Raw genomic sequence first — 23,755 nt, 5'->3', positions numbered from 1 at the left:
TTGTTTGCGGGTAGGGGCAATCCCTAAGTAAGAATCCTGCCTGCTAACTAATCCTACTTCCTGCCAAATCACTAACTTAGCACTTGAAGAGAGCAAGCCGTTTTTGGCCTGTTTTCCAGAAAAGAACCTAAAAACGCCTTTGGTCAAATGAGGCGTTTCCATTTACACATAAGAAACTATGAGAAAGAACATTGTTGCCGGCAACTGGAAAATGAACAAGACCTACCAAGACGCGTTGGCGCTGGTAAGCGAGATTGAGAACATGGTACGCGATGAAGTCACCACAGACAATGTGGAAGTGATTATCACTCCTCCGTTCCCGTTCCTTCAGTCCATTGGTAAGTTGATCCAAGGCAACGACCGCATTCATTTGGCCGCGCAAGATGTGAGCGCCCATGAGAGCGGTGCCTATACCGGCGAGGTCTCTGCTTCTATGCTGCAGTCGGTGGGTGTGGAGTACGTGTTGGTAGGCCACTCTGAGCGTCGTCAGTACCACAATGAAGACGCCGATTTACTGTTGAAGAAAATGAAAGCCGCTTTAGGCCAAGGCATCAAGCCAATTTTCTGTTGCGGTGAGCCTTTGGAAGTACGTGAGTCTGAGAAGCACTTTGAGTACGTGGGCCAGCAATTGAGAGACACCGTAGCGCACTTGAGCAACGAAGAGTTCGATCAGATTGTAGTCGCCTATGAACCTATCTGGGCGATTGGCACCGGACGCACGGCCAGCAGCCAGCAGGCGCAGGATATGCACGCGTACATCAGAGAAGAACTGTCTAGACTGTTTGATGCTGAAGCTGCCTTCAACAAAACCATCTTGTACGGCGGTAGCGCCAACCCAGGAAACGCCAAAGAACTGTTCGCGCAGCCAGACGTGGACGGCGGTCTAATTGGTGGTGCTTCTTTGAAATCAAGAGACTTCACAGACATCATCAAGTCCTTCTAAAGGAGTCGCGAGTTCTGAGTCTTGAGTCGCGAATCAAGCAATAAACGAAACAGCCGTTCCCTCTTGTAGGGCGCGGCTGTTTCGTTTTTGGCCTGTTTTAGTGGAAACTGGCCAAAAACGGTCTTTGTCATCAGAGGAATATATTAGAATAAGGATATTTTAAGAAGACTAAAATGCTCATGGGCGCTTCGTTTTTGGACTGTTTTCCAGAAAATAAGACAAAAACAGACGGGAAGAAGCTGTATCTTCGTTAATTATCATAACCAGACCGGGATCGGTCTATCTTTTACACGCTTTCCAATGGATTATATTGAAGTAACGTTTACCAGCTCTCCAGACTATACAGACATCCTCATCGCGGAATTGGGCGAATTGGGCTATGACACGTTTCAGGAAACCGAGAACGGTTTTCAGGCCTATGCGCCCGAGGATCAGTTTTCTGAAGAGGCCTTGCAGGAGGTAGTGGAGCGGTACAGTTTTGCGGGCAGCTTTCCGTATGAGGTCAAGCGCATTGCCAAGCAGAACTGGAACGAAGAGTGGGAAAAGAACTTTGAGCCGCTCTTCATCGCCAACCAAGTGTCAGTGCGCGCAGATTTCCACCCTAAGCCAGAAGGCGTGCAGTATGATGTGGTGATCACGCCTAAAATGTCGTTCGGGACGGGTCACCATGAAACCACCACCCTCATGATTGAGAACCAATTGACCCTCAGTCACGTAGGCAAGCGCGTATTAGACATGGGCTGCGGCACCGGCATTCTGGCCATCATGGCAGAACAGCTGGGCGCCCGCCAGGTACTGGGCGTGGACATAGAAGACTGGACCGTGGAGAACGCCCAAGAGAACGCCGAGCGCAACCACTGCCAAACGCTGGAGGTACGCCTGGGTGATGCCTCTGTGCTGGCCGGCGAAGCCCCTTTTGACATGATCTTGGCCAACATCAATAGAAACGTTCTGCTGGAAGACATGCCCGGTTACAGCAACTTGCTCCAACCGCAAGGACCGCTGGTACTCAGCGGTTTTTACACCGAAGACCTGCCTCTGTTGCAGGAAAAGGCTGCTGCCTGCGGCCTTACGTTTGAGACTTCGCGCAGCAAGAACAACTGGGTTTCGGCCATTTTCCGGAAGAATCAATAATCAGCAATTCCCTTCTTCTTATGAAGCATTTTACTCTCTTTCTCTTTCTGTTTTTGGGTAGCGTAGTTGGATATGGGCAGAGCTATACGCTGTCAGGAGAAGACCCGCAGAAGTTTCTGATAGACGCCCGCGCCATCATGGCCGGTACCAAGAACGCCGCCGCCCTGGAGGTGGCCACCGCGCTGGAGACCGCTTGGAACAGCGGCAAACTGAGCGCCGGCCAGAAAACCAAGGTCATGGAGCTGTCTCAGCAGATGCTCAAAAAGAAAATGAAGTCCCGGCCGCACTTTGAGAGTTTCTGGGGAGCGGTGAGCAGCGCCGTGAACGTGCACCAGTACACCGGCGCCAACCTGGACCAGTTCTTAAACGTGATTGAGCAGACCCTTCAGAAGCAGGACTTTAAGACGTATGAGAAGTTCCTGAACAATTCTTACGCGTTTTTGGGTACCAAAACCCTTTACAAAGGCCCTACCAACGGGTTGAGAGTCTTGGGCGGAACGTTCGCCTTTGAGTATAGAGACGGAGCAGCACCGGCCGGGCCAGACGGCGGTTGGGGAGAAGAGCCAGTTGTAGAAAAGCCGGCCGCCAAGCCAGCACCTGTGGCGGCGGCCAAACCCGCTGCTGCCAAACCAAAAACGCCGGCTCCAGCCAAGAAACCGGTTAAGAAAGTAGAAGATGACCCATGGGCAAGCTGGGATCCGCCTAAAGCCGCTAAGCCCGCTGAAGATGACCCCTGGGCCAGTTGGGACGCTCCCAAAAAGAAGTCTCCGGCTAAGAAATCAACGGCCAGCAAAGCTAAGTCTACCGCAGCCGCGCCTAAGAAGGAAGAGCCTGCCCCGCTAAAAGAAGTGGCGCAGCCAGAGCCCATGCGTTTTGCCTATGTGGCTGCGCCCTTGCCAGAAATCAAAGGTCCGGTGGTAGTTTTGAAAGACGTTGACTTGTTGTTGACGGCTCCGTTTGACTCGGTTACCATCAAAAAAACCTCGGGGGCGGTGTCTATGGGCGGCGGTATGTTTGTGGGTCAGGGCGGTACGTTCACGTGGAACAGCATGGGCGGTGATGCTACGGCTACCTTCAAAGGATTGGCCATTGAGGTGAACAAAGCCGCCTTCAAAGCCGAAGACGTGACCCTTAAATTTCCGGCGGTGCTGGAGAATGACATCCAAGGGAACCTAGAATATAGACTAGTGCGCACGCCGGCCAACGGCCAGAAAGCCTACCCACGCTTTATCTCGCATACCAATGATGCCAAGATCAAGCGCTTTGGAGCTGATGTGCAGTACGTGGGAGGTATGTCCTTGATGGGCAACAAGCTCATGAGTGCCTCTTTGGACCAAAGCCCTTCTACCATCTGGGTAAGCCACAACGGCGAGAAGAAATTCAGGTCCTGGGCCCGCAACTACACCATTACAGACAGCTTGATCTCGGCGCCTGAGTCGGGGATAGCCATGTACCAGGGCAAGGACTCCATCACGCACCCAGGCGTGCAGTTCAAATACAACAAGAACTCCAAGCGCCTGTTGCTCATGAACCCAGATGGTCTGTACAAAAACACGCCGTATTCCAACTCCTACCATAAGATAGAACTCACTTCTGAGATGTCGGTCTGGGATCTGCAGAAGCCGCAGATTGACTTTGGTATTGTGACGGCCAAAAATCAGGTGCCGGCGCAGGTGGCCTCTAAAGAGTACTTCACAGAAACCGTCTTTCAGCAGATTCAGAACATTTCTAATTTTCATCCGCTGTATTTAGTGGTGGGATTTGCGCAGAAGCAAGGAGCCAAGGGTTTCCATATCTCAGAGATGATTGAGGAGTTTAAGATGAAGCCAGAGACGGCCCACGGTACGCTAAATACCTTGATGCAGGGAAACTTTGTGGACTATGACGTGGCCTCTGGCAACGTACAGGTGCTGGATAAAGCTTTTCATTACGTAGAAGCCTCCCGCAACAAGAAGGACTTTGACTACATTCAACTCAACGCCTTGTCGCCGGCGGGCAAGAATGCCACATTGGATCTAACCACCGGTGACTTGATTCTGCGCGGCGTGAAGAAGTTTCCGTTCAATGCAGACTCCACCGTGTACGCACTGCCAGACAGCCAGATAGTACGCATCCAGAAGAACCGCAACATATCCTTCAACGGCAAGGTGGTATCGCCTAACTTCAGCTTTAAGGGCAAGGAGTTCTTCTTTGACTATGACGGGTTCTTTATTGACATGGCCAAGATTGACTCTACCATTGTCACCACCAAAGCCACCGACAAAGACGGGAAGCCCAAGCAGTCTAACTTCGCCATGGTAAGCCGCGGGGACAAAGGGGCGGCTAAGCTCTACCTCAATAGACCAGACAATAAATCTGGCCGGAAGAAAGTGCCTGGTTATCCGTCACTGGATGCCGTTTCTGGAGCTACAGTCTATTTCAACAAGCCTGAAATTCTGGGCGGGGTGTATGATACTACGGTATACTTTACGGTGCCACCGTTTAAGATTGACAGCATGACCAGTAACAAGGCCAGTGCCATCAGCTTTAACGGTACCTTCACCTCGGGGGGCATTTTTCCTGATTTTCCTACCAAGTTGAGCGTGCAGCCAGACGGTACGCTGGGTTTCAGGTACATCATTCCCAAGGCAGGATTCAATGCCTATGGGGGCAAAGGCAGATTCACAGACACGCTCACCATGGACGGCAAGGGCCTGAGAGGAAGGGGCACGCTTTCTTACCAGACGGCCAGCATGTACTCGCCTAACTTTACCTTCTTCGTAGATTCTGCGCATACAGACAAAGGGGTGAAAGGCAGCTTTGTAGCCGGTTCTGTAGCCCAGGGCTCTTATCCGGCGGGTAGCTTTAAGGGCTTTACCATGCAGTGGTGGCCGTACAAAGACACCTTAGAGGTTCAAACCAAAGGCAAGGAAGTGATGAGCATGTTCAATGACCGCTTTACCTACAAAGGCATGCTGGGCTTTACGCCGGCGGCCCTGTTTGGAGACGGAGTGGCGGAGAGCAAGGACGTCGCCATCAAATCACCGCTGTTTGTGTTCAAGAAAGGCCTTATACACGGCAACAAGGCTTCTATGGAGATAGCTTCTACAGATGCCAAACGCCCCGCACTTTCTACCTATGACATCTTCCTGGATTTCTACCTGGACGAAGGCTACGCCCAATACGCGCCAGAACGCAGAGGCTTTGCCAGTACCGTGTTCCCGTTTGCACAATATAAATCTTCACTGGGCGCGGGCCGCTGGGACTTTAAAGACAAGAAACTAACCCTTACCACCGGCGAGACAGAAAAGAACAGTTCTTACTTCTACTCCATGAAACCCGGCGCAGACTCTCTGCAGTTCAAAGCCACCGGGGCTGTGTATGACCTCAGCAAATCTAACTTGATTGCTACGGGCGTGCCATACATTCCGGTAGGCGACAGCTACGTGATTCCAGACAGCAACCGGGTGAATATCCTGGAGAACGCCAAACTCAAGACCTTTAAGAACGCCGGTCTGTCCATGGACTCCCTGGCCAAACACCATCAGTTGGTACGAGGCGAGATTCACATAGACAACAACGCTGGTATAACCGGAAACGCCATCTACCAATTCGCCAATGCCGCCACAGATACCTATAACATCAAGTTCAACAAGTTTGAGTGGAACAGTGATGCTGGGGAGAAGAAGGAGCGTAAGAAAGATGACAAAGCCGGGTCGCAGTTCTTTCTGGCCTCCGCTACCGTGAATGAGAAAGATACGCTCTTCATCCTGCCTAAGGTGCGGTACTACGGAGACGTGAAACTCCAGTCCAATAAGAAATTCATGAACTTTGACGGCTACGCCAAACTGAACTTCAGCGGCATGGAGAAGTCTGACTGGTTCCCGTACAAGCGCGAAGGCCTCAACCCAGAAGACGTGCGCCTGGAGATCAAGAAGCCGGCCCTGGCAGACGGAACGCCCCTGAAAACCGGTATCCACATCAACAACGGCACGGGCAAGATTTACAACACCTTCGTGTCTCAAAAACAAGACCTCACTGATCTGGACGTGTTTGAAGTGGAAGGTTTCCTGTCTTTTGACAAAGCCACCAAGAGCTTTAAGCTAGGCGATGAAGGAAGAGCGTATGGCAAATCCTACACGGGAAACATGCTGCAGTACAATGACGCTACCAAGCAAGTGTTTTATGACGGTAAGTTCAAACTGATAGAGCCCGTGAAAGGATTTGAGCTTCAGGCAGTGGGTACGGGCAGCGGCCGCACGGACAGCAGCTCCTATAACCTGAACACCTTCATGGCGTTTGACTTTGACATTCCTTCACAGGCCATTGAAAGCATGGGCAATACCTTGGCTAAAAACGTGGAGGGTGCGCCAGAGGCCGTTGACCTCAATGATGAGACGCTGCCATATAAACTGGCAGCGTTCCTGGGAGACAAGGGCGTAGAAGAGTTCAAGAAGCAGACGGCCGCTGGCTATGTTCCTTTCTCCAAGATTTCGTCTAAGCTGCTGCATAGTCTGGTATTGAACCAAGTGCAGTTGAAATGGTCTCCTAAAACCAATGCCTGGTACAGCGTAGGACCCATCAGCCTGGCTGGCGTGGACAAGAAAGACATCAACGCCAAGATTAACGGGTACATAGAGATCAAGCGCGGTGCCTCTGGTGACGCGGTGGCCATTTTCCTGGAGCCTACGCCGTATGCCTGGTACTTCCTGAATTTCTATGAAGGCGCCTTAGGCTTGGCCTCTTCTGATGAAGGCTTCAATGGCATCATCTCAGACAAGGCCAAGGGGGGCGGGCCAGGTGCTGGTTCTTACAACTTCTACCCGGTAGAGCAGATTGAGAAGATGGAGTTCGTGAATTACTTCAGGAAGAACTACCTGGGCAAAGAACCATTGAAAGCTGCTCCGGCCCAACCAGTCTATAACACCTTTGATACCGCCCCAGAAGAAGAAAGCGGCAAGAAGTCTAAGAAAAAGAAGAAAGAAAAGACCGAAGAGGTAACTGATGCCGCGCCTCCGGGCTTTGAAACTCCTCCGGCCAAAACGCAGGAAGAGGCCCCGGCCAAGTCTAAGAAAGAGAAAAAGAAGAAGGACGCAGAGGTAGAACCAGCACCAGACATTCCGGTGGCTGACCCCGTGAAAGAGGACTCTAAAAAAGACAAAAAGAAGAAGAAAAAAGAAGAAGGCACGCCGCCGCCAGACATTGACCCGGTGGGCAACTAAGAAGGCAACTTCTACTATTCACAACTTTCTGTCTTAGAGACAGTATTTTATAGCATCCCGTTTTTGGCCAGATTCCCAGGAAACAGGCCAAAAACGGGATGCTGCATTTTGCCGCCTTGAGCTTGGCGCTTGGGCAATGCAATAGGCTTTCTCTATATTTGGAGAATTAAATAACAACAACGTAGAAGGTACAGAGACAACGTCTGTATTGACAAGAAGAAGCATGGAAGGAATTATCATTGGAGGGATGTTTTTGGCCGCTTACCTGATTGGTGCACTGCCTACCGCGGTTTGGGTGGGCCAGGCCTATTATGGCATAGACGTGCGCGAACATGGCAGCGGCAACGCGGGCGCTACCAACACCTTTAGGGTGCTGGGTAAAAAGCCGGGCGCGGTGGTGATGCTGGTAGATATTTTCAAAGGCTGGACGGCTACTTCGCTGGCGGGGTTCCTGCTTATTTTTGAGGCCATACCGGCAGACCAGGTAGTCATCTATAAAATCATTCTGGGCACGCTGGCCGTGATTGGGCACGTGTTTCCGGTGTACGTGGGCTTTAAGGGCGGCAAAGGCGTGGCCACGCTCATGGGTATGGTGCTGGCCGTGCAAACCGAGGTGGCGCTTATCTGTCTGGCCATTTTCATTGTGGTGCTCATTGCCTTTAAGTACGTGTCTCTGGGCTCCATGCTAGCGGCCGTTGCGTTCCCACTGCTGTTGTTATTGCCGCAGTTTCATCCAGAAGAACCCTTGCTCATGGTCTTTGGCGTCTTGATTGCCCTGCTGGTCATTTTTACGCACCGCAAGAACATTGGGCGCCTGATGCATGGCGTGGAAAGCAAAATCAGCTTTAGCGGGAGGAAGTCCTGAGCCAGACATAATTCTATCTTTTATATCTATGTGGAATTATGCTAAAAAGCTTCTTTTTGTTGCTCTATTAATAGGTGTCAGCTTTCTAAGCTATTTATTTTTTAAACTAGATAGTTCCCAAGCGAGGCAATTATCAAGCTTCTGGTACTTGGCTACACATTCAGAGGCAGGGTATGTTATTTACAGGGAGGGTATGAAAGATTCACCAGAAGAACCCGACTATATAGTGGTAGAAGATTTATTTTTTGACAAAAAAAGGAAATGCCTTTATACAAGGAGTGAAGCGGCTAATACTGGGATTTATCTATATAAGAAAATCCCATTGTTTAAAAATGATGTCTATGATATTAATTCTAAAGAAATTATAGAGATTGATAACAACTCTATTGCTGTCGATGAATTAGAATTTGTCCCTGCTTGGAGAGTCATGGCTTTCGGCATATAACATACACACCAATGACAACATTTTTTGCATTAAGTATTTGAAACTACTCACAAGCCAGAAAGCCATTCTTTAGGAGAGAGTGGCTTTTCTTTTTAATTTAAACCTTCGTAATCCATCTTCTATGAAAGACTATATCAACCAGAATAAAGACCGTTTCATCAATGAGCTCCTGGACCTTTTGCGTATTCCGTCTGTGAGTGCAGACCCGGCCTTTAAAGGCGATGTGCTCAAGGCCGCCGAGTTCCTGAAGCAGAAGCTACAAGAGGCCGGCGCAGACAAGGCCCAGCTGTTTGAAACCGCCGGTAATCCCATTGTGTACGCCGAAAAAATCATCGATCCTAGCCTGCCCACCGTGCTGGTGTACGGCCACTATGACGTGCAACCGGCAGACCCGTATGAACTCTGGGATTCGCCACCGTTTGAGCCGGTCATTAAGGATGAAAAGATTTACGCGCGCGGCGCTTGTGATGACAAAGGCCAGACCTACATGCACGTGAAGGCCTTTGAGACCATGATGCAGCAAAACCAGATGCCCTGCAACGTCAAGTTCATGATTGAGGGCGAAGAAGAAGTAGGCTCTGTGAACCTGGCCACCTTTGTGAAAGCCAACACAGAACTTCTCCAGTCAGATGTGATTGTGATTTCAGACACGGGCATGCTGGCCAATGACGTACCGTCTGTGACCACGGGTCTGCGCGGTCTCAGCTACCATGAAGTGGAAGTGACCGGCCCTAACCGCGACCTGCACTCTGGCTTATACGGCGGCGCCGTGGCTAATCCCATCAACGTACTCTGCAAGATGATTGCCTCTCTGCATGATGAGAACAACCACATCACCATTCCGGGTTTCTATGACAACGTAGACGAGTTGAGCAAAGAAGAGCGCGCCGAGATGGCCCGTGCCCCTTTCAGCTTAGACGATTATAAAAAAGCACTGGACTTGTCAGACATTCACGGCGAGGCGGGGTACAGCACCATGGAGCGCAATTCCATCAGGCCCACGCTAGACGTGAACGGCATCTGGGGCGGCTACACCGGCGAAGGCGCCAAAACGGTGATTCCTTCCAAGGCGTTCGCTAAGATATCCATGCGCCTGGTGCCGCACCAAACCTCAGAAGAAATCACAGAACTGTTCCAGAAGCACTTTGAATCAATCGCTCCGCCTAGCGTGAAAGTGGTAGTAAAACCGCACCACGGCGGAGAGCCGGTGGTAACGCCTACCAATTCGGCGGGTTACCAGGCGGCGGCTAAGGCCATGGAAGACACCTTCGGGAAGAAGCCTGTGCCGGTACGCAGCGGCGGAAGCATTCCGATTGTGGCCATGTTCAAGTCTGTGCTGGGCGTAGACACGGTGTTGATGGGCTTCGGGCTGGACTCAGATGCCATCCACTCACCCAACGAGCATTTTGGCATCTTCAACTTTATGAAGGGCATTGAGACCATTCCGTTGTTCTACAAGCACTTCGCGGAGCTGCAAAAGTAGATTTGAGACACAAGACGCAAGTCATAGGACATAAGATTTAAGACCTAGTATCTGGTTAGAATCTTTGTGGGGAATTGTTTTGATAGAACGAAAGCGTTTTTGGGCTATTTTCTGGAAAACAGGCCAAAAACGAAAAATCCCGCCTTCTTTAAAGAAGGCGGGATTTTTTATGCGTGCACATGTCCTGTGTCTCAAAATTACTTGCTCAGCGGGAAGCCAAGGGACAACTGGAAGACAGAGTGACGGGCATCTTTAAAGTCGCCGCGGGCCGGAGAGTCATCAGACAGGTCTGTGAAGGCGCCGTTGTAACGCAAGCCCAAGCTCACACCACCCGAGGTAGCAAAACCTAAACCAGCGGCGTAGCCTACCTCAAAGTCTGAATAGCCTTCTTTGCTTTTCTCACTGGTAGATCTGTCCTGTAACTGGCCGTCTACATAGGTTTTGGTCTTGTCATTCACGTTAAGCAGGTAAGAGACTTGCGGGCCAGCCTCAAAGAAGAATCCGCCGGCTTTTACTCTAGCCAAAACCGGTACGTCAATGTAGTTGAAGTTGGCACTGCCCTCATAGCGGTATTCTTTGCCTAACAGGGTGGTCTCCACTTTGTCATCATACTTGTAGCCTTTGTTAGAATACAGGAATTCTGGCTGAATAGACAACAATTCACTGATGACGGGTATGTTGGCGTACAAGCCGCCGTGAAAGCCTACTTTGTTATTGAAGCGCTCCTCGTCTTTCAGATCGCCGGAAAGGTTGGAGTAGTTGGCCCCCGCTTTGATACCAATTGTCTGGGCTTGAGCTGCAAAAGATCCTACTACTGCAGCTAAAAGAATGAATGCTTTTTTCATGGGTTTCAGTTTTTGGGAGAATGGTTCCGTTGTGTAGAACTTTCCTTTTCAAGTTCTGTGCCAAATTCAGGAAAGACTGATCCTTGCCAGGGTATAACACACAGAATGCCTTGCATAACAAGGCATTCTGTGTGAAAATTAAAGTCTGTCCCGTTCCTTATTTACGTGGAAGCGTGAACCCAATGGTGGCCACTACGGCAGAATGACGCGCGTTGGTCAGTTCATCATTGTCTTCTTTGGCCAGGCTGTTGATACCACCGTTGTACCTTACGCCAAGGCTAAGACCGTTGTTCAATTGGTACCCAACACCGGCGGCGTAACCAATCTCAATCTCAGAGAACTGGTCCTTGTCTCTTTTCTCAATGTCTTCATAGCTTTGGTCATTGATCTTTAGCTCACTGTTGTCTTTGACAGAAAGCAAGTAAGCCACCTGCGGACCAGCTTCAAAGAACAGGCCACCGGCATTCACGCGCAACATCACTGGCAACTCCAGGTAATTGAAGTTCATGTCGCCTTTCAGTTTGTAGTCATAGGTGCCTTGTGGCGTGGTCACGGTGAACTTCTCATCACTGTACTGATATCCTTTCTGCGAGTAGAGCAATTCTGGCTGCAAGGAAAGGAAACCATCTCCAGACAAGTCAAAGTTGGCAGTTAAACCACCCGTGAATCCAAACTTGTTTTTATAGAGGTCTTCGTTTTCTAAGTCGCCGGACAGGTTAGAATAAGTAACCCCAGCCTTTAAGCCAATACGTGGTCCAGATTGAGCGTTCGCGAAAGAGAAGGAAAGTGCGGCAGCTACAAATAATACAATCTTTTTCATAATCTTGTTTGGTTTGTAAAAAGTAGGAAGGCACTTCTGCCTGCCTTAATTGTGGGTGTTATACGGCTATAACGTAAAAGGTTGTGAAAATTGTCTGGAGCAGCAGGGAAAACGGAAAGGAAGGACTCCTATAAAAAATCTAATACTTAACATAATTCGCCGGGCGTGTATGTCTTGTCAAAACCACCAGCCGTTAAAGGTTTGGGACTCAGTTTTTTCAAGTGAGACCTTAGGAGAGGGCACAAAAAAAGAGGCCCGTCTAAGACAGGCCTCTCTAGTATTAATAGCAGTAAATATTATTTAGTGCCCAAGGTATAGCTTAAGCCTAACTGGAATACAGAGTTAGTGATTTTATCAGCGTCATCATTGTCAATGATGCTGGTCAAACCACCTTGGTAGCGTAGGCCAATGCCTAAGCCGCTTGGCATTTGGTAACCCAGGCCAGCTGCGTAACCAAACTCAAATTTCTTGTAATCGTCGGTTTCGCCTTCTTTTACAGACACCAGGTAACCCAACGTAGGACCACCTTCAAAATACAAGCCACCAGCGTTTACTCTTACCATGATTGGCAAGTCAATGTAGCTTAAGGTTTGGTTGAAGTCATTATCACCGTCTCCGCTTACGGCAAAGCCTTTGGTAGAGAACAACAACTCTGGACGAATAGACACCATCTCTGAAATGCCATAGTCCAGGAAACCACCCACATGGAAACCAAACTGAGAGTCTAGTTCATCTGTGCCATCTCCGCTGAGGGAGCTGTAGTTCACACCGGCTTTCAAGCCTAGTTTAATGCCTTCCTGGGCTTGAGCCGCAAAAGAGAAGCTTAAAAGCACTGCAAAAACGAATACTAATTTTTTCATAGCTTAAATGGTTAAATGGCAAGATTTATTTGACTTTAGTAAATATACAAAAAATACATACTTAGCCTTGTTTTGTGGTGTAAAAAACTGAGATATAGTAAGTTAAACACTGACTTGTGTTATTAGTGGGCACAAAAAAGAGGCCTGTCTAAGACAGGCCTCTTTTTTTATAGAAATGTGAGTTAAGACTATTTAATAGTATAAGCCAAAGACAACATGAAAACTGAGTTGCGAAGCTTGCCGTTGTCTTCATCTTCAAAGATGTTGGACAAACCACCGTTGTAACGAAGACCAAGACCAACTTTCTCAGTGAAGTTGTAGCCTAAGCCAGCAGCATACCCGAAGTCAGTTTTTTTCATTGCATCACCCATGTCAACCTTGAAATCACCCATTTCTGCTTCAGACTTAACTAAGAATGACAGAGTAGGACCAAACTCGAAGAACAGTTGGTCAGCATTAATTCTAACAAGTACTGGCACATCAATATAATTCAGATTAAAGCTACCTTCATCGCCATCCTCTTTGTATTTAGCACCTTTCATAGAGTACAACACCTCTGGACGGATAGAAACCATCTCTGAGATGCCATAGTCCAGAAAACCACCAACATGGAAACCGAACTTGTTTTTAGCGTCATCGGCATCTTCACCAGAGAACGAAGCCAAGTTAGCACCGGCTTTCAAACCTAATTTGATACCGCCCTGGGCTTGGGCAAAAGAAACTGTGAATACTGCAGCAACTAAAAGGATTAATTTTTTCATAATAATTGGGTAAGCTTAATTGTTATAAGGGTTTAAGATGGTTTTTGTAGTGCTTTTTAAAGCAATAATAAAAAGGTAAAAACTAAGGCAGAAGTATTCTTGCGCTAGCGGCTACCTTCTAAAAGACAAAGAAACATATGTTTACCCCTATATACAAACCATATATTTTTAATAAAAAAAACGGCTGGCCTATTCCAGTAAAGAAGAGACCAGCCGTTTTGGCTTGTTTTGCTGGAATTAGCTAAAAAACAGAAGGTTAGCCTGCCCAGCCTTCGCGGTCCAGGCTGCGGTATTGGATGGCTTCTGCCAAGTGCTCAATCTTAATGTTTTCTGAACCAGACAGGTCAGCAATAGTGCGGCTTACTTTTAAGATGCGGTCATAGGCGCGGGCAGAAAGGCCCAGCTTTTCCATGGCGGCCTTCAATAACAGACGGCCAGCCTCATTAATAGGGCAGAGGTCTTTCACCATCTGGGGCGGCATCATGGAGTTGGAATGAATCTCGGGGAAATCCGCGAAGCGCACGGCCTGCCATTTTCTGGCTCTCTCCACGCGCTCGCGAATGTCGCCGCTGCTTTCGGTACGGCGTACCTCGGTCATCTGGTCAAAAGAGACAGGCGTGACCTCTACGTGCAGGTCTATGCGGTCTAATAATGGACCGCTCACCTTGTTCAAATACCGCTGTACCACGCCCGGGCCGCAGACACATTCTTTCTCGGGATGGTTGTAGTAACCGCAGGGGCAGGGGTTCATGCTGGCCACCAACATAAAATTCGCTGGGAAATCTATGCTCACTTTGGCGCGGGAGATGGTCACTCTGCGTTCCTCCAGGGGTTGGCGCATTACTTCCAGCACCGTGCGTTTAAACTCAGGCAACTCATCTAGGAAGAGGACACCGTTGTGGGCGAGGGAGATTTCGCCGGGCTGGGGATTGCCTCCACCGCCTACCAAAGCAACATCTGAAATGGTATGATGCGGCGCCCTGAAAGGACGTTGCGCCAAGAGCGAAGCCTGTTTGCCCAGCTTGCCAACTACCGAATGAATCTTGGTGGTCTCCAGCGCCTCATGCAAGGTAAGCGGAGGCAGAATAGAAGGCAGGCGCTTGGCCAGCATGGTCTTGCCGGCACCCGGCGGACCTATCATGATCACATTATGGCCACCGGCGGCGGCAATCTCCAAGGCCCGCTTAATGTTTTCCTGACCCTGCACATCGGCAAAGTCGGCGGTGTATTGGTGCACGGTGGCCTGGAAGATGTCTCTGGTGTCAATGGTGATGGGCTTTATCTCTACCTCATCGTTCAAGAAATCAATGGCTTCTTTTAGCGTAGAGACGCCAATCACGTCCAGGTTATTGACAATGGCCGCTTCTTGCGCGTTTTGGATGGGGAGGATGATGCCTTTAAAGCCTTCTTTTCTGGCCTGAATGGCAATGGGCAACACACCTTTGATAGGTCGCAATTCGCCGCCCAAAGCCAACTCGCCCATGATCACATACTCACTCAAACGCTCTGCGACCAACTGGTCTGAGGCAGCCAAGATGCCCAGGGCAATGGGCAAATCATACGCCGAGCCTTCTTTGCGCACGTCGGCGGGGGCCATGTTGATGACCACTTTTTGGCGCGGCATGCGGTAGCCGTGGTGCTTGAGAGCAGATTCTATGCGTTGCTCGCTTTCCTTGATAGCATTGTCTGGTAGGCCTACTAAAAAGTACTTGGTACCGGGTGTGACGTTTACTTCAATGGTAATGGTGTAGGCATGCACGCCCTGCACCGCACTGCCGAAGGTTTTAACTAGCATAGGAGCAACAGATGGTTTTTCACTGATTTTATATTGTGAGGGCCAACATACGCAAAGGCCAATAAATTCCGAAGCCACCTTAGCAAATCCGTTTTTGGCTTATTTTCTGAGAAACAGGCCAAAAACGACGCTATCACTCTATTAATGAAGCGGTTTCATGTCTGGGTGAAGCGGTAAATATTCTTCCTGCACGCCTTTGTTTTTCGGGTGGATGGTCATGGCTATGCACACGCTGTCGGGTCCGGTCACTTCAAAGGCTATTCCTTGCGGCGGTACGTCATAGACATATACCCGGCTTTTGTCTTCGGCTAGATAATAGGCCATGGCTTGAATAGAAGGGTAGGCTTGTTTTATTTGAGAGAGCGCGCTGCCCGCATGCAGGTTGTTGGCTACAATAGAAAACGTAGGAGACGTAACCCGCACCTGCCGTACTTCTACTTTTTCATCAGGCATGCCGGTGTTTTTCCTCACCGTGTACACCGTCACTGATTGCTTTTCGGGTTTATCTGCAGCGCTAACCCAGGTGAGCAAGGCTTTGCCCATGGCAGCGTTGGAGGCATCAGGTTTGCCCAAGGCTTTCACCACTTCATCCGGATTCTGACCTAAATAAATCTGTCCCGCGCGGTGCCCCGGAATGATTTGAAAGGCCGTGTCTGGGCTTTTGGGCTCTTCCGGTTTGGTTACGGTTTCTGCGTCATTGGTAGCAACGGGTACTGAAGCACCAACGGTTGTGTCTTGCGTAGATGTGTTGCAAGCCGAGAGACCCGCCAACAGCAGGAAGCAAAAAAGGAGACCATGTGTTTTCATGGTCTCCTTTTACTATCTACAGGCGCTTATGTTGTATGCTGGGTGCAGGCAGCATCTCGTTTTTGGCTTGTTTTCGTCAAAACAAGCCAAAAACGACTCTACGCCATCTCTTTCTCCAGCAGTAAGATCAGAATATGAATGACCTTGATATGGATTTCCTGGATTCTATCGGCGTAGCCGAAGTGCGGCACTCTGATTTCTACATCACTCACTGCCGCCAACTGACCTCCGTCTTTGCCGGTGAGGCTCACCACTTTGGCGCCTTTTTGCTTGGCGGCCTGGGCGGCTTTGAGGGCATTGCCCGAGTTGCCGCTGGTGCTAATGGCCAACACCACGTCATTGGAATTGGCCAGCGCCTCTACGTAGCGGGAGAAGACGTGCTCATAGCCGTAGTCATTGGACACGCAACTCAGGTGACTTGGGTCAGAGATGGAGATAGCGGCCATGGGCGGGCGGTTCTCGCGGTAGCGGCCGGTCAGCTCCTCGGCGAAGTGCATGGCATCACACATGGAGCCACCGTTGCCGCAGGACAGGATCTTGCCGCCGCTCTTCAGGCTCTGGGCCATTACTTGCGCTGCTGCCTCAATAGACGTGATGGTTTCTGGCTGGGCCAGAAAGTTGGTGAGGACCTGTTGGGCCTCTAGCAGTTCGGTGATGATGGTTTGGCTGTGTGCGCTCATTTAAGGTAAAGGTCTCTCATGGTCTGGCAACGGCCGCCAGGTGTCATCTGCCGCATCATTGGGGTGAGTGGTAGGCGAGTCTGTTGGGCTGTTGCCGTGACGCTGATTCTGTTCTATCTCTATTTCTCTGCCAGAGGCGGTGGTAGTGCCGGTGTCGGTTTTAGGGGCTCTGGGCACAAGGGGCGCCTCAGAGGCGGCTTTCAACCGTTGGTCAAACAGCTGGGCCTTGGCCTCGGTCAATTGGCGGCGCTCCCGTTCCAGGCCTCGCTTTAAGGTGGCAATATACGCGTTTTCTACCAAGAGCAAGGTGAAGAGCAGGAGGGCGCCCGCCCACAGCAGGCTGTAATAGAAAGAGGCGTTGTCTGCCATGTCAAACAGCATCACAAACTTAGACACGCTTAAGATGTGCAGCAAAAATAAGAAGGTGATGACCAGGTACACCATCACCAACACATTGAGAAATTTCTTTACAGGTTCCATACTATATAGTCTTTACAAAGATTAGATTCATTGAATATTCTCCTGTACGCAAATCCTGCAAAAACAAAGAACCGTTTTTGACCTCTTTTCTGGAAAGTAGGCTAAAAACGGTTCTTTGTTTTAATTGTTGGTTGCTGATTGTCCATTGTTGTCCAACAACTAGCAATCAACAATATCCAACCAATTTAGGTATGCTGCATCTGGGTGAGTTTGAAGTAGAGACCGCCTTGTTGTACCAGAGCGGCATGGTTGCCGCGCTCTACAATCCGGCCGGCCTGTAAGACAATGATCTCGTCTGCGTGCTGAATGGTGCTTAGGCGGTGGGCAATGACCAGGGAAGTCCGGTTTTTCATGAGGTTGGTCAAGGCTTCCTGCACCAGCTTCTCAGACTCGGTGTCCAGCGCCGAGGTGGCCTCATCCATGATCAAGATGGGCGGGTTTTTTAAGATGGCGCGGGCAATGCTCAAGCGCTGGCGCTGACCACCAGATAGTTTTCCGCCACGGTCGCCAATCACGGTTTGGTAACCGTCCGGGCTCTGCATGATGAACTCATGGGCGTTGGCGATTTTGGCAGCGGCCATCACCTCTTCCTCAGTAGCATCTGTTTTGTTAAAGGCGATGTTGTTGAAGATGGTATCATTGAATAGAATAGACTCTTGCGTCACAATGCCCATCTGCTCTCTGATAGAAAAGAGGCTACAGTCGCGCAGGTCTACGCCGTCAATGGAAATGGTGCCTTCGGTGGGGTCATAAAAGCGCGGTAGCAAGTCGGCTAACGTAGATTTTCCGCCACCCGATGGGCCCACCAAAGCGATGGTCTTCCCTTTCTCAATGGTCAGGTTGATGTCTTGTAGGATGGGTTCGGCGCCGTATTTGAAGCCTACGTTCTTGAATTGAATGGACTGCGTGAAGGCGGGTAGTTGACGGGCATCGGGTTTGTCTCTGATCTGGGGCTGCGTGTCAATGAGTTCCAAGACGCGTTCCCCGGCCACCAAACCACGCTGAATGTTGCTGAATGCATTGGACATGGCCTTCACCGGCGATAGAACCTGGGAAAAGATGATAAGGTAGCCAATCAGTTCAGAGGCCTCCAGGTCAGACGTGCCGCCTAACACCAAAGAACCGCCATAATAGAGAATACAGGCCACCACCGTCACGCCCAAGAACTCTGACACCGGCGAGGCTAGTCCGCGGCGGTTAAAGATGGCCGTGGCTACGCGGGCGTACCAGTTATTACTTTGCTCAAATTTATGAATCACGTAGGGCTGCGCATTGAAGCCTTTGATGACCCGCATGCCGCCCAAGGTCTCGTCAATAATGCTCAAAATGGAGCCCAAGGCGTCTTGGCCGCTGCTAGACTGCTTGCGTAGTTTCTTAGAAATCAAGGCAATGATGCCCCCAGAGATGGGCAATACCAGCAAGCTGAAAAAGGTCATGCTAGGCGACAGGTAGAACAGCACTACAAAGTACCCAATCAGCAGGAACGGCTCTCTGAACAACACATTCAAAGTGCTCACCACCGAGTTCTCTACTTCCTGCACGTCATTGGTAAGGATGGACATGACGTGGCCTTTGCGCTGGTTAGAGAAGAAACCTAGTTGCAACTGCGTCAAGCGCTCATACACCGCCATGCGCAGACGCTTGATGACCTTCGCCCGCACCACGCCTTCAATCCTAAGTCCCAGATACCTGAACACGTTGGCCAGAAACACAGAAGATATCAAGATAAGGCAGATAAACTTCAAGGCTCCCAACTTGCCCTGCTCCTGAATCATGCTCCCGAAGTTATAGTAGAAGAATTGCTTGATGAACCCCAACGTGAAGGAGAACTCCGGCTTGCGGGTCATCTGAGCAGCCTCAGCGGGCGTCACCTGGTCAAACAGCACCGACAAAAGCGGCATCAACAAGCTGAAGTTCATAATCCCGAACACCGTTGCCAGCAAGGTGGCGAACGCATATGCAGGAACATATTGATTAAAGGGCCGCGCGAAATTGAGGATACGGAAATACGTTTTCATTGCCGCAAAGGTACGCTATAGCCTTGAAAGATAGCGCATACCCCAGACCTGCCGTTTTTGGTGTATTTTGACCAAAACAGGCTGAAAACGATTGAGGTACTTTCTTGAAGTTATTCTTATTAGAACACGCGTTTCGTCCCCCTTTGAAGGGGGTAGGGATGATTTACTCAGGCTGATGATATTCCCTTCTCTATTGTCTCCTATCTACTTCTCTTCTCCTCTTTGTCATCCTGAAAGGATCTTGTGGGCAAGCTGTAGTAGCGTTTACTAAAAGGGATTACGTGAGCTAAGCTATAAAAAGAAGTGCCCCGTTTCATTGCTAATGCCTGTCTAGTTTGCAACCAAGATCCTTTCAGGATGACAACAGGAAATTAGGCGCACAACTCAAGGTTCACAACTCAGGACTCGAAAGTCATCCCCCTACCCCCTTCAAAGGGGGACGAAACGCGTGAATATTGTAAATGATTTTTCGTTTTTAACTTCTTTTCACCAAAACAGACTAAAAACGAAAAGGCCTTCCATACTAGGTACAGAAGGCCTCGGCGTGAAAATTGAAAGCTAATTATTTAAAACTCATGTGTGCGTTGTGGAATATTCCATCTAAACGATATTGAGGAGAAAGAAGTTTTCTGATCATAGGCAGAATCTTCTGCATTGGCGCGTCTCACTACCTGCGTCACGTCCACAAACATGTTGTAAAGAATCTGGTAGGATAGGTTGAATTCGCCGTAAAACTGGTTGGTTTTTATGCCGCTTCCTACCTCAAAGCCGTAGTTGCCAGGACGTGTGTTGTAGGGTTTTAACACGTTGCCGCCGTAGTTGGGCTCTACTCTGTTGCCAAATTCATCGGTGGTGTTGGGCGGGTCTTGACCATATTGAGTGGCAATGGCTTTGGCCACCATGGTTAGTCTAGGAATGGGCTGGTACCGGATGATGCCAATAGCCTCTGCCAGGTTGGCGCCCATGGGGTGGGCCAATGGCTGTTGGTAATGCTGGTAGTTGGTGTAGGCCGCCTCGTGCTGGTAGGTGAACGGACGCACGTAGTTTAACTCGCCCTGCAGATCCAAGTTAGAAATCCCGAAGGCGTCAATATACTTCGCGCCGCCTTGCAAGGCGTACTTGTTCGCCCACCAGCCGTTGCCTGCTTTGATTTCGCTTAGCAGGAACTCATCCAGTACCAATTGGCCGTACAGTTGCACACGATTGAAGATGTTCCATTTGGCGTCCATCCCCAGCAAGGCATTGTCAGAAGAACCCAGACCCTGCTCCACGGCGCGGTAGAAGATAAGCGGGTTCAGGTACTGCAGTTCAAACCGGCCTTTGTCCCTTCCAAAAATGGTAGATTCAAACACGCCAATGTTCAGGTTGGGTAACAGGTTGAGGCTCAAATGGTGCAGGGTCATGTACTTTTTAGGGTACAGTTGGTCACTGCGCTCATGATCTGCGGTGAGTTCTGCGTAGAGGTTGGTGTACTGCAGTTTCCAGACCTGGGTCTGCAATTTCAGGAAGAAGTACGGCGCCGAGTAATCAGACAGAATCAAGGAACGGTGCCCGTTCCCGATGAAGTTTCTGTCGTGGCCCAGCATCACGCTGATGTGCTTGGTGGCGGCATACCGGATGTAGCCACGGGCGGTGAAGAAGTCATAGCCGTCGCCTTTAAAATCCTTCCAGTAGCCTTCATGCGGCACAATGGTGTCGCGCACAATGCGGTTGTTCACGTACCCCGGAAACTTGACCTGGTTATCCGTCAGGAAGGTGTAAAAGCCCAGCTTCTCGTCCAGAGAGCCTTCCACCTGAATACCGCGGGTGTTCACGTAGCGCAGGCCATCGGTTTCACTGTCCGTGCCGGCCTGTAAGCCAATCACGGGGTTTACTCTGAGCGTGAACTCAGGGCTCTCATAGTGGTAGAAGTCGGTTTTGTTCTCGAAGAAGTGGTTGAGAATGCTCCTGCTGTTGGCGTTGTCGCGGTCATAGCGCGTGTAGTTCCAGTTGTCGTTGAGCAGGTAGTTGACGTTGTACTCGTCTGCCGCCGACTGCTGGCTCATGTCCTGGTCGGCTTTCTCGGCTAGGTCTGCCACGCGCAGGCGGCCGTAGGGCTTGAAGGAGGTGTGCAGGCCTTCGGTGTTGTACTTGATGTGGTAGCGGTCAATGAGGCGGTAGACGTCAGCGTTCAAAGGCACCTCGGCGTCCTGCGCCTGGGCGGGACTGGACACTGTAGCTGTTACCGCGAAAAGTAGGAGGAAGTATAAATATCTCATTTATTGAATAGATAGACAGGCGAAGGTACTAAATTTTGTGCGTGTACTCTTAAACCGCCCAAGAGGTTGTGTGGTTTGTACGGACTTCTTGGCGAGCCCTCGTTTTTGGCCTCTTTTCCGGAAAACAGGCCAAAAACCGTATCTTGCCGGTGCATGATTCAACTGCTGTCACACCAAGAAATTGACCTTGCCCAATGGGAGGCCTGTCTGGCTTCTTGCAGCCATTCTTTAGTGTACGCCCATGCCTGGTACCTGAACGTGGTGACCAAAAACTCTTGGCAGGCCTTGGTAGAAATGAAAGATGGCAAGTACGTGTCTGTGTTTCCTTTACCCCTGAAGAAATGGATAGGGCACAAGCAGGTGTACCAGCCACTGTTCACGCAACAGCTCGGCTTGTTTACCACATCAGATAGTACCCACACGGCAGTAGAAGAATATCTTGAGGTGCTGGCGCAACACTTCCAACAAGTGCAGTACCAATTGCCTTCAACAGCAAGCTTTTCACTGCCAACTCAGAAAGGTTGGCAAATGCGGCTTCGGCCTAACTATGAATTGTCTCTGGCTGCTTCGTATGAGTCTATCTACAAAGACTATTCCCAAAACCTAAAAAGAAGCCTGAAGAAGGGGGCGCAAGCGAGTCTGCATTCTACACTCGTTTCCTCGCCGGACGCAGTCATCCACTTATTCAGCCAAACCAAGGGCAAAGAACTGCCTAATCTGCAAGCTCGTCACTATGCCATCTTAAAGAAACTTGTCGCACAAGCTCAAAAACACAGCGCGGGCGAAGTCTGGGAAATACGACAGGCCGGCGAGTTGTTAATCGGTGCCATTATCTTAAGAGACGCTCACAGAATCACGTTTTTATTTGGGGCTAGTTCTGCGCAGGGAAGAAAGCTAGGCGCCATGGGCTTTTTACTAAACCACTTAATTGAGCAGGTATCCAATCAAGACATTGTATTTGATTTTGAGGGTAGCGAAGTGCCGGGCGTTGCTAATTTCTACGCGGGTTTTGGTGCAGAGCCGGTCTCTTACCTATCTTTAAGCTTCCAACGTTCAAACACAAGCCCGTCATGGACCAGAACCGTCTTCGCATCCTTAGCCAAACGCCTTCCATAGCCAACCATTTCATTTCTGAGTTGCGCGATGTGACCATCCAAACGGACACCATGCGGTTTAGAAAGAACTTGGAGCGTCTAGCCGAGGTGATGGCCTACCGCATTTCTGAGACCTTGGAATTTGCGTCACAGACCATTCAGACGCCCTTGGCTCAAACTCAACAGACCTTGTTGCAGGAGTTTCCGGTGCTGGCCACGGTTTTGCGCGCTGGCTTGCCGTTCCATCAGGGCTTCTTAAATTACTTTGATCGCTCTAACTGTGCCTTTGTAGCCGCGTACCGAGTGGAAGGGGGTAGAGAGTTGACGGTGCACGTGGACTACCTGGCTTCGCCGCATCTGCAGGACCAAGTCTTGGTATTAGTAGACCCGATGCTAGCTACCGGCAAATCATTGGTGCAGACTTACAATGCTTTACTCCGCTTCGGAACGCCTAAGCGCTTTATCATTGCCGCCGCTATTGCCAGCCCAGCAGGTGTAGAATTCCTGCACCAAGAGCTTCCCAATGTAGAAATCTGGGTAGGCGCGTTAGACGAAAAGCTGAATGAGCACTCTTACATAGTGCCGGGCCTAGGCGATGCCGGAGATTTGGCTTTTGGCGCTAAAAAGTAGAATAATACAATACAAAAATATTTTAGTGGGTAATTTGCTAGTTTAGAGAGGTTTAATTTATATTTGACCGCTTTGAATAAGTAATGCACTTAATCTTCTCGTCTGGTGTTCGTATACCTGAATGAGTTGTTTCTTTAGTACTACTGGGGGGTAGTTGTTTATGATTGCGGCATTTGTAAAATATATCTCTGTCTTCTTGTTGAGCTCCGTCAAATTCTTGGGCGGACCAGTGGCCGGGGTCACCATGGGCCTTTCTTTTGGGGCCACTTTAGCCCTGACCGTGGCCGGTATGATGACCAGCGTCTTCTTGTTTTCTGTGATTGGCAACGCCGTGCATAACCGATACGTGGCCCGCCAGCGCCTCAAGAACAAACCCATGTTCAGCAAAAAGAACCGCCGCATTGTCACCGTCTGGAAGCGCACCGGCATGTGGGGCATCGCCTTCTTAACCCCTATCTTACTCAGTCCTATAGTAGGCACCGTCTTAGCCACTGTTCTTGGTGTCTCGCAAGGCCGTATTTTATTGCATATGCTCTGGAGCGCCGTTTTCTGGGGCACGGCCATTACCCTCACCATGTTTGAGCTGAGTCACCTGCCGTTCCTTCAGTTTCTGCATAAGTAGTTTATAAGGCTTAC

Annotated in this window: 19 protein-coding genes; 9 read left to right on the top strand and 10 right to left on the bottom strand. The window is 49.9% G+C overall.

Features of this window, described 5'->3' with window-relative positions:
- Positions 1 to 178 precede the first annotated feature (178 nt).
- From tpiA to GU926_RS09990, 6 genes are all read left to right on the top strand, one after another.
- The gene (gene tpiA / locus GU926_RS10015) at positions 179 to 943 is read left to right on the top strand and encodes a triose-phosphate isomerase (protein WP_160691442.1); all 765 of its coding nucleotides are present in this window, start codon (positions 179 to 181) and stop codon (positions 941 to 943) included.
- A 300-nt stretch (positions 944 to 1,243) separates the two neighbouring features.
- Positions 1,244 to 2,077, top strand: a complete 834-nt coding sequence (gene prmA / locus GU926_RS10010) for a 50S ribosomal protein L11 methyltransferase (RefSeq protein ID WP_160691440.1) — start codon at positions 1,244 to 1,246, stop codon at positions 2,075 to 2,077.
- A gap of 20 nt (positions 2,078 to 2,097) precedes the next feature.
- Positions 2,098 to 7,278: a hypothetical protein gene (locus GU926_RS10005; protein ID WP_160691438.1), complete on the top strand. Its 5,181-nt coding sequence runs from the start codon at positions 2,098 to 2,100 to the stop codon at positions 7,276 to 7,278.
- A gap of 223 nt (positions 7,279 to 7,501) precedes the next feature.
- Positions 7,502 to 8,143: a glycerol-3-phosphate 1-O-acyltransferase PlsY gene (gene plsY, locus GU926_RS10000; protein WP_160691436.1), complete on the top strand. Its 642-nt coding sequence runs from the start codon at positions 7,502 to 7,504 to the stop codon at positions 8,141 to 8,143.
- On the top strand, positions 8,100 to 8,588 hold the full coding sequence (locus GU926_RS09995) for a hypothetical protein (RefSeq protein WP_160691434.1): 489 nt from the start codon (positions 8,100 to 8,102) through the stop codon (positions 8,586 to 8,588). Before plsY ends, GU926_RS09995 begins: the two co-directional genes overlap by 44 nt.
- 121 nt (positions 8,589 to 8,709) lie before the next feature.
- Positions 8,710 to 10,071, top strand: coding sequence for a dipeptidase (locus GU926_RS09990; protein WP_160691432.1), 1,362 nt, complete (start codon positions 8,710 to 8,712; stop codon positions 10,069 to 10,071).
- A 197-nt stretch (positions 10,072 to 10,268) separates the two neighbouring features.
- Here GU926_RS09990 and GU926_RS09985 read toward each other — a convergent pair whose 3' ends face one another.
- The 10 genes from GU926_RS09985 to GU926_RS09940 all read right to left on the bottom strand — a co-directional run bounded on the left by GU926_RS09985 (position 10,269) and on the right by GU926_RS09940 (position 21,395).
- Positions 10,269 to 10,916 carry a porin family protein gene (locus GU926_RS09985; protein WP_232058288.1) on the bottom strand — a complete coding sequence of 216 codons (648 nt, stop codon included), beginning with the start codon at positions 10,914 to 10,916 and terminating at the stop codon, positions 10,269 to 10,271.
- Positions 10,917 to 11,073: 157 nt separating this feature from the next.
- A complete protein-coding gene (locus GU926_RS09980; protein ID WP_160691430.1) occupies positions 11,074 to 11,736 on the bottom strand; it encodes a porin family protein in 663 nt (220 codons plus the stop codon).
- 296 nt (positions 11,737 to 12,032) lie between these two features.
- Complete coding sequence (locus tag GU926_RS09975) at positions 12,033 to 12,596, bottom strand: porin family protein (RefSeq protein WP_160691428.1); 564 nt, start codon at positions 12,594 to 12,596, stop codon at positions 12,033 to 12,035.
- Between the two features lie 188 nt (positions 12,597 to 12,784).
- Positions 12,785 to 13,357 (bottom strand): porin family protein, encoded by a 573-nt coding sequence (locus GU926_RS09970; RefSeq protein WP_160691426.1) that lies wholly within the window; start codon positions 13,355 to 13,357, stop codon positions 12,785 to 12,787.
- 256 nt (positions 13,358 to 13,613) lie between these two features.
- Positions 13,614 to 15,152: a YifB family Mg chelatase-like AAA ATPase gene (locus GU926_RS09965; protein ID WP_160691424.1), complete on the bottom strand. Its 1,539-nt coding sequence runs from the start codon at positions 15,150 to 15,152 to the stop codon at positions 13,614 to 13,616.
- A gap of 141 nt (positions 15,153 to 15,293) precedes the next feature.
- A complete protein-coding gene (locus GU926_RS09960; RefSeq protein ID WP_160691422.1) occupies positions 15,294 to 15,959 on the bottom strand; it encodes a hypothetical protein in 666 nt (221 codons plus the stop codon).
- A 98-nt stretch (positions 15,960 to 16,057) separates the two neighbouring features.
- On the bottom strand, positions 16,058 to 16,639 hold the full coding sequence (lpcA, locus tag GU926_RS09955; protein WP_160691420.1) for a D-sedoheptulose 7-phosphate isomerase: 582 nt from the start codon (positions 16,637 to 16,639) through the stop codon (positions 16,058 to 16,060).
- The gene (locus GU926_RS09950; RefSeq protein ID WP_160691418.1) at positions 16,640 to 17,119 is read right to left on the bottom strand and encodes a hypothetical protein; all 480 of its coding nucleotides are present in this window, start codon (positions 17,117 to 17,119) and stop codon (positions 16,640 to 16,642) included. It lies immediately after the preceding gene.
- 185 nt (positions 17,120 to 17,304) lie between these two features.
- On the bottom strand, positions 17,305 to 19,137 hold the full coding sequence (locus GU926_RS09945; RefSeq protein WP_160691416.1) for an ABC transporter ATP-binding protein: 1,833 nt from the start codon (positions 19,135 to 19,137) through the stop codon (positions 17,305 to 17,307).
- 566 nt (positions 19,138 to 19,703) lie between these two features.
- A complete protein-coding gene (locus tag GU926_RS09940) occupies positions 19,704 to 21,395 on the bottom strand; it encodes a hypothetical protein (RefSeq protein ID WP_160691414.1) in 1,692 nt (563 codons plus the stop codon).
- Between the two features lie 153 nt (positions 21,396 to 21,548).
- On the opposite strand from GU926_RS09940, the gene GU926_RS09935 reads away from it, so the two are divergent.
- The 3 genes from GU926_RS09935 to GU926_RS09925 all read left to right on the top strand — a co-directional run bounded on the left by GU926_RS09935 (position 21,549) and on the right by GU926_RS09925 (position 23,741).
- Positions 21,549 to 22,511, top strand: coding sequence for a GNAT family N-acetyltransferase (locus tag GU926_RS09935; RefSeq protein WP_160691412.1), 963 nt, complete (start codon positions 21,549 to 21,551; stop codon positions 22,509 to 22,511).
- Positions 22,466 to 23,119, top strand: coding sequence for a uracil phosphoribosyltransferase (upp, locus tag GU926_RS09930; protein ID WP_160691410.1), 654 nt, complete (start codon positions 22,466 to 22,468; stop codon positions 23,117 to 23,119). Before GU926_RS09935 ends, upp begins: the two co-directional genes overlap by 46 nt.
- Before the next feature lie 160 nt (positions 23,120 to 23,279).
- Positions 23,280 to 23,741 (top strand): hypothetical protein, encoded by a 462-nt coding sequence (locus tag GU926_RS09925; RefSeq protein WP_232058287.1) that lies wholly within the window; start codon positions 23,280 to 23,282, stop codon positions 23,739 to 23,741.
- Positions 23,742 to 23,755 lie beyond the last annotated feature (14 nt).

This window comes from Nibribacter ruber, assembly GCF_009913235.1.
GTDB lineage: Bacteria > Bacteroidota > Bacteroidia > Cytophagales > Hymenobacteraceae > Nibribacter > Nibribacter ruber.
This window is presented reverse-complemented; position numbering and strand designations above follow the sequence as displayed.